Here is a 6,317-nt window from a genome sequence, read left to right as displayed (position 1 = left end):
CGGTCGCGCGATCGGCGGCGGCAATGGTTTCCCCCGCACCGCACGCGCCAGGCACAGCTGGATCGAGCAGAACCTCGCCGGCGCCGGCGAACGCGCCGAGCGGCTGCTGACGCGGTACGGCACTCACGCGGCCGACGTGTGGCAGTTCATCACGTCGGGTGATGACGCCCCGCTGGCCGGCGGGGACCTGTCGACGCGCGAACTCGCCTGGATGGTCGAGCGCGAGCACGCCGTCCGCCTGCAGGATGTCGTGCTGCGTCGCACCAGTCTCGCGTTCACCGGCGATGTCGACACCTCCACGCTTGTGGAGTTGGCGGATGCCATGGCCCCGTTGCTCGGCTGGGACGCCGATCGCCGGGCCGCGGAGCTCGACGACACGCGAGCACTGCTCAACGAACGCCACGGCCTCGAACTTCCCGCGCTTCCGTCGCACCAGAACGACTGAAGCACAGACCGTCGTCTCCTCACGACGTAACCTCACTCACTGCATGCGCTGGGGGAGAGCACATGCGCACAAAAGGTCAATGAAGACATGACTGATGTCAATCTCGGGCTGTACTTCCTCTCCGAGTTCGTGGGAACGGCCATGCTGATCCTGCTCGGATGCGGTGTGGTCGCGAACGTCGCGCTCGCGAAGAACAAGGGCTACGCCGGCGGATTCCTCATGGTCAACTGGGGATGGGGACTCGCGGTGTTCGCGGGTGTGCTCGCCTCCGCCTACTCCGGTGCGATCCTGAACCCCGCCGTCGGCATCGGACTGCTGATCGCCGGCAAGATCACCTTCACGGCGTTCCTCGTGGCGACCGCTGCCGAACTCCTCGGTGCGATCGTCGGTGCCGTCGTCGTATGGCTCGCGTACAAGCAGCACTTCGATGAGGAGCCGGAGGCCGCCAACAAGCTCGGCGTGTTCTCGACCGGCCCCGCCATCCGGTCGTACGGCTGGAACCTCGTGACGGAGATCGTGGGCACGTTCGTGCTGGTCTTCATCATCTTCGCGTTCGCCGACTACGGCGACATCGAGGTCGGAACGCCCGGCGGCCTCGGACCGCTGACCGCTCTGCCCGTCGCACTGCTCGTCGTCGGAATCGGCGCCTCCCTCGGTGGCCCCACCGGATACGCCATCAACCCCGCCCGCGACCTCGGACCCCGCATCGCGCACGCCATCCTCCCGATCAAGGGCAAGGGCTCCAGCGACTGGTCGTACTCCTGGGTACCGGTGGTCGGCCCGCTGATCGGCGGCGCGATCGCCGCGCTCGCCGCCCCCGCGCTGCTGAGCCTCGCCTGATCCGCTTCGATTTCAAAGGAGAAAACAATGGCTGACTACATCATCGCTATCGACCAGGGCACCACGTCGAGTCGTGCCATCATCTTCGACCGCAAGGGCAGCATCATCGCCACCGGTCAGAAGGAGCACGAGCAGATCCTGCCCAAAGCGGGCTGGGTGGAGCACGACGCGTCGGAGATCTGGCGCAACGTGCAGGAGGTCATCGGCCTCGCTCTGAGCCGCGCCGACCTCACCCGCTACGACATCGCCGCGGTGGGCATCACCAACCAGCGCGAGACCGCTGTCGTCTGGGACAGGAACACGGGCCAGCCGGTCTACAACGCGATCGTCTGGCAGGACACCCGCACGCAGGAGATCGTCGACCGCCTGGCGGCCGACGGCGGCGTGGAGCGGTTCAAGTCGATCGTCGGCCTGCCGCTGGCGACCTACTTCTCCGGCACGAAGATCGCGTGGATCCTCGAGAACGTCGAGGGCGCACGTGAGAAGGCCGAGGCCGGCGATCTCATGTTCGGCACCACTGACTGCTGGGTGCTCTGGAACCTCACCGGCGGCGTCGACGGCGGCGTGCACGCGACCGATGTGACCAACGCATCGCGCACCATGTTCATGGACCTCGAGACCCTCGAGTGGCGTGACGACATCCTCGAGGCTTTCGGCGTGCCGCGCTCGATGATGCCCGAGATCCGCTCGTCGTCGGAGGTCTACGGAGCGGCTGAGGACTCGTCACTGCTGCGCGAGACGCCCATCGCGGGCATCCTCGGCGACCAGCAGGCGGCGACGTTCGGTCAGGCTGCGTTCGACAAGGGCGAGAGCAAGAACACGTACGGCACCGGCTGCTTCCTCATCTTCAACACCGGTGAAGAGGTGGTGCACTCGAAGAACGGCCTGCTCACGACGGTCGGCTACAAGCTCGGTGACGGCCCGACGCACTACGCGCTCGAAGGTTCGATCGCCGTGACCGGATCGCTGATCCAGTGGCTGCGCGACCAGCTCGGGATCATCAGCTCGGCTCCCGAGGTCGAGGACCTCGCGCGTCAGGTCGACGACAACGGCGGCGTGTACATCGTGCCGGCGTTCTCCGGGCTGTTCGCCCCGTACTGGCGCCCCGACGCCCGAGGCGCGATCGTCGGCCTGACCCGTTACTCGAACCGGAATCACATCGCGCGTGCGGCTCTCGAGGCCGTCGCCTTCCAGACGCGTGATGTGCTGGACGCGGTGAACGCGGATGCTGGTGTCGACCTGTCGGAGCTGAAGGTCGATGGCGGCATGGTCTCCAACGACGCCCTCATGCAGTTCCAGGCTGATGTGCTGGGCGTCCCCGTCGTGCGTCCCGTGGTCGCGGAGACCACCGCGCTCGGGGCGGCGTACGCCGCGGGCCTGGCTGTGGGCTTCTGGAGCGGGCTCGACGACCTGTCGGCCAACTGGCAGGAGGACAAGCGCTGGGAGCCGACCATGGACGAGGCCGAGCGCGACCGCCTGCTGCGTCAGTGGCGCAAGGCTGTCACCAAGTCGATGGACTGGGTCGACGCCGACGTGAACTGACCCCAGGTCACGGAGAAGCGGGTTCGGAATCCTGTTCCGAACCCGCTTCTCACGTCTGCGCGGGGTTCGCCCTGCCGAAGTCGGCGAGGAAGGCGCGGGCGACGGCGCGCGGTTGCTGCCCGTGCCAGACGATGTGCTCGGCGCGCAGCGGGCCATCTGCGACCGTGATGGCGCACACGTCTGCCGAGGAACGGGCGACGACGCCAGGAGCGAGAAGCGAGACGGCGAGTCCCGCCGCCACGAGACCGAGAAGCAGCTCGGCGGAACCCGCTTCGAAGGCGACGTCCCGGCTCAGACCGGCGGAGGAGAAGGCCAGGTCGCTCTGCGCCCTGCCCGACGTACCTGCGGGGAAGTCGGCGAAGGTTTCGTCGGCGATGTCGACGAGTCGGATCTCTTCGCGGTCAGCCAAGGCATGCCCCGGCGGCATGACGGCCACAAGCCGCTCTCGGCCCAGCAGGCGGTGACCGACGCCGGAGGGCTCGATGTCGGCACGCAGGCCGAGAAAGGCGACGTCGACCGCGTCACCGCGCACGTCGGCGATCAACGTGTCGCTGTTGCCCATGGTCAGCTCCACCCGCACCTCGGGATGCATCGCACGGAATCCTGCTATGACTTCCGGGAGGTCGACGGCTGCCACCGTCGGGATCACCCCGATTCTCAGGATCCCCACGACTCGGCCACTCGCGGCGACGGCATCCTCCCGTGCCGCAGCTGCCGCCGAGACGGCGATACGGGCATGGTGCAGGAAGGCGACTCCCGCTTCGGTGGGCCGTACGCCACGACTCGAACGGATGAAGAGGCGCTGGTCGAGCTCCCGCTCGAGCGCGGCGATCTGGTGGCTCAGCGCGGACTGCGTCACGAAGCATCGCTCGGCGGCACGGGTGAAGCTCTCGGTCGATGCGACCTCGACGACGTAGCGGAGCTGCTGAAGATCCATAGATGAATGATCCCTGCTCATACCGGATGTGACAAGCATGCATTGGACTCATGCTTGCCTGGCGCACACCCTGGAGGTATGACCCAGCTCCGCATTCTTCTCCTCACCGCGGTCGCTCCTGTCGCGTGGGGAACGACGTACCTCATCACGACCGAGCTGCTCCCTGGCGGACACCCACTGCTGGCCGCACTCCTCAGATCGCTTCCCGCGGGGCTGCTCGCTCTTGTGATCGGCAAGGCCCTGCCTCGTGGGTCCTGGCTGTGGAGATCCGCTGTCCTGGGCACCCTGAACATCGGCGCGTTCTTCGCCCTGCTCTTCGTCGCAGCCGAACGCCTTCCTGGCGGCGTGGCGGCAGCGGTCGCCGGGGTCCAGCCATTGATCATCATCGGCATCGGCTGCGTCGTTCTGCGGGAGAGGACGCCGATGCCCGCTACCGCCGCGGGCGTCGCTGGTGCCGTGGGCGTTGCGCTGGTCGTCATCGGACCGAGCGCCCAACTCGACATGATCGGCGTGTCGGCGGCTCTCGGCGGCATCGCGGCCACGGCGTCCGGTGTCGTTCTCACGAAGCGCTGGGGGCGTCCTGCCGGCATCGGACCGATCGCCTACGCAGGGTGGCAGCTCACCGCCGGCGGTCTGGTGCTCCTGCCGCTCACCCTGCTGCTGGAGCCGATCCCTGCGCAGGTCGATCTCGGGGCGATCGCCGGATACGTCTGGCTGGGCACGGTCGGCGGGCTTCTCGCCTACGTGCTGTGGTTCCGCGGCATCCAGCAGCTTCCGGTGGCGGCACCTGGCATGCTGGCGCTGCTCTCCCCCGTCGTCGCCACGGTTCTCGGTGTCGTGGTCGCCGGAGAGACGTTCACCCTCACGCAATCAGCAGGCATCGCGATCGTGCTCGTCGCACTCGTCAGCGGCCAGGCGTTCGCGCTTCGGCGCGACGGCGCTCGCTCTGGTTCTCCCGCGCCGCGTGCGGAAGAACCTGCCCGCACCAGGTGATGCGGATCAGCTCTTGCCGAACAGCTTCTGGATCTCGGCCAGGTCGGCCTCGCTCGGCGCCTTCTGACCGAGTCCGAAACCGGTGCCAGTGGGATTGGCGTTGGCCGTGGCGACGCCAGCGTTCTCGGCCGCGCGCTTGGCGGGGTTGCCCGAACGGGATCCGCCGCTCTTGCCCTTGCCGCCCTTCTTGCCGCGCTTCGCGGATGCCCCCGGCTTGCCCATCGGACCCATGCCCGGGATCTGCGGGGTTCCGCCGCGCGCGACCGTCTTCATCATCTTGGCGGCCTGCTCGAAGCGCTGCACGAGCTGGTTGACGTCGGTGACCGTCATACCCGAGCCCTTCGCGATGCGCAGGCGACGCGATCCGTTGAGGACCTTCGGGTTACGGCGCTCGCCGGGCGTCATCGACCGGATGATCGCCTCGGTCCGATCGATCTCACGCTCGTCGAAGTCCTCGAGCTGCTGCTTCATCTGGCCCATACCCGGCAGCATGCCGAGCATCTTCTTCATCGAGCCCATCTTCTTCATCTGCTGAAGCTGGTCGAGGAAGTCCTCGAGCGTGAAGGCCTCGTTGGCCAGCTTCTCGGCCATCTTCATGGCCTCTTCCTCGTCGAACGCCTGCTGGGCCTGTTCGATGAGGGTGAGGATGTCACCGAGGTCGAGGATGCGGCTCGCCATGCGGTCAGGGTGGAACGGCTCGAGGTCCTCGAGGTTCTCACCCGTGGAGGCGAAGATGATCGGGCGCCCTGTCACCGAGGCGACAGAGAGTGCGGCGCCACCGCGGGCGTCACCGTCGAGCTTCGAGAGCACGACGCCGGTGAAGTCGACGCCCTCCTGGAAGGCCTTGGCCGTGTTCACGGCATCCTGACCGATCATCGCGTCGATCACGAACAGCACCTCGTCGGGGCTGGTCGCCTTGCGGATGTCGGATGCCTGCTTCATCAGCTCCGCATCGACGCCGAGGCGTCCTGCGGTGTCGATGATGACCACGTCGTGCTGGTGGCGGCGCGCGTACTCGACGCCGTCCTTCGAGACGCGGATCGGGTCGCCGACGCCGTTGCCCGGCTCAGGCGCGAAGATCGTGGCACCGGCACGCTCGGCGACGACCTGGAGCTGGTTCACGGCGTTGGGTCGCTGGAGGTCGGCGGCGACGAGAAGAGGGGTATGTCCATCCCCCTCGAGCTGCTTGGCCAGCTTGCCCGCGAACGTCGTCTTTCCCGAGCCCTGGAGGCCGGCGAGCATGATCACCGTCGGCGGCGTCTTGGCGAACTCGAGACGGCGCTGCTCGCCGCCGAGGATTCCGACGAGTTCCTCGTTGACGATCTGCACGACCTGCTGCGCCGGATTGAGCGCCTTGTTCACCTCATCGCCGAGCGCGCGCTCGCGCACCTTGCCGGTGAAGTCCTTGACCACCTGCAGCGCGACATCTGCGTCGAGCAGAGCGCGGCGGATCTCGCGGACGGTGCCGTCGACATCGGCAGGGGTCAGCTTTCCCTTCGTGCGCAGGTTGCGGAAGGTCTCGGTGAGCCGATCGGAGAGCGTGCCAAACGTAGCCATGGT

General features: G+C 67.4%; 6 protein-coding genes. 4 read left to right on the top strand and 2 right to left on the bottom strand.

The window, feature by feature from the left end:
- The 3 genes from JOE67_RS15425 to glpK all read left to right on the top strand — a co-directional run.
- Window positions 1-445: glycerol-3-phosphate dehydrogenase C-terminal domain-containing protein (locus tag JOE67_RS15425; protein WP_274606828.1), on the top strand; the 445-nt coding region annotated here is incomplete at its 5' end.
- Window positions 446-532: 87 nt separating this feature from the next.
- Window positions 533-1,285, top strand: coding sequence for an MIP/aquaporin family protein (locus JOE67_RS15420; protein WP_204976496.1), 753 nt, complete (start codon window positions 533-535; stop codon window positions 1,283-1,285).
- A gap of 27 nt (window positions 1,286-1,312) precedes the next feature.
- Entirely contained in the window at window positions 1,313-2,827 is a 1,515-nt protein-coding gene (gene glpK / locus JOE67_RS15415; protein ID WP_204976494.1) for a glycerol kinase GlpK, read from the top strand.
- Window positions 2,828-2,876: 49 nt separating this feature from the next.
- Here glpK and JOE67_RS15410 read toward each other — a convergent pair whose 3' ends face one another.
- Entirely contained in the window at window positions 2,877-3,764 is an 888-nt protein-coding gene (locus tag JOE67_RS15410) for a LysR family transcriptional regulator (RefSeq protein ID WP_204976485.1), read from the bottom strand.
- 78 nt (window positions 3,765-3,842) lie between these two features.
- Here JOE67_RS15410 and JOE67_RS15405 point away from each other — a divergent pair, with 78 nt between their 5' ends.
- Entirely contained in the window at window positions 3,843-4,757 is a 915-nt protein-coding gene (locus JOE67_RS15405; RefSeq protein ID WP_204976482.1) for an EamA family transporter, read from the top strand.
- 6 nt (window positions 4,758-4,763) lie between these two features.
- On the opposite strand, the gene ffh is transcribed toward JOE67_RS15405, so the two are convergent.
- Entirely contained in the window at window positions 4,764-6,314 is a 1,551-nt protein-coding gene (gene ffh / locus JOE67_RS15400; protein ID WP_204976480.1) for a signal recognition particle protein, read from the bottom strand.
- Window positions 6,315-6,317 lie beyond the last annotated feature (3 nt).

It is taken from the genome of Microbacterium esteraromaticum (assembly GCF_016907315.1).
GTDB classification, from domain to species: domain Bacteria; phylum Actinomycetota; class Actinomycetes; order Actinomycetales; family Microbacteriaceae; genus Microbacterium; species Microbacterium esteraromaticum.
The sequence above is the reverse complement of the archived record's forward strand: the minus strand, read 5'-3'. Positions and strand labels throughout refer to the sequence as shown.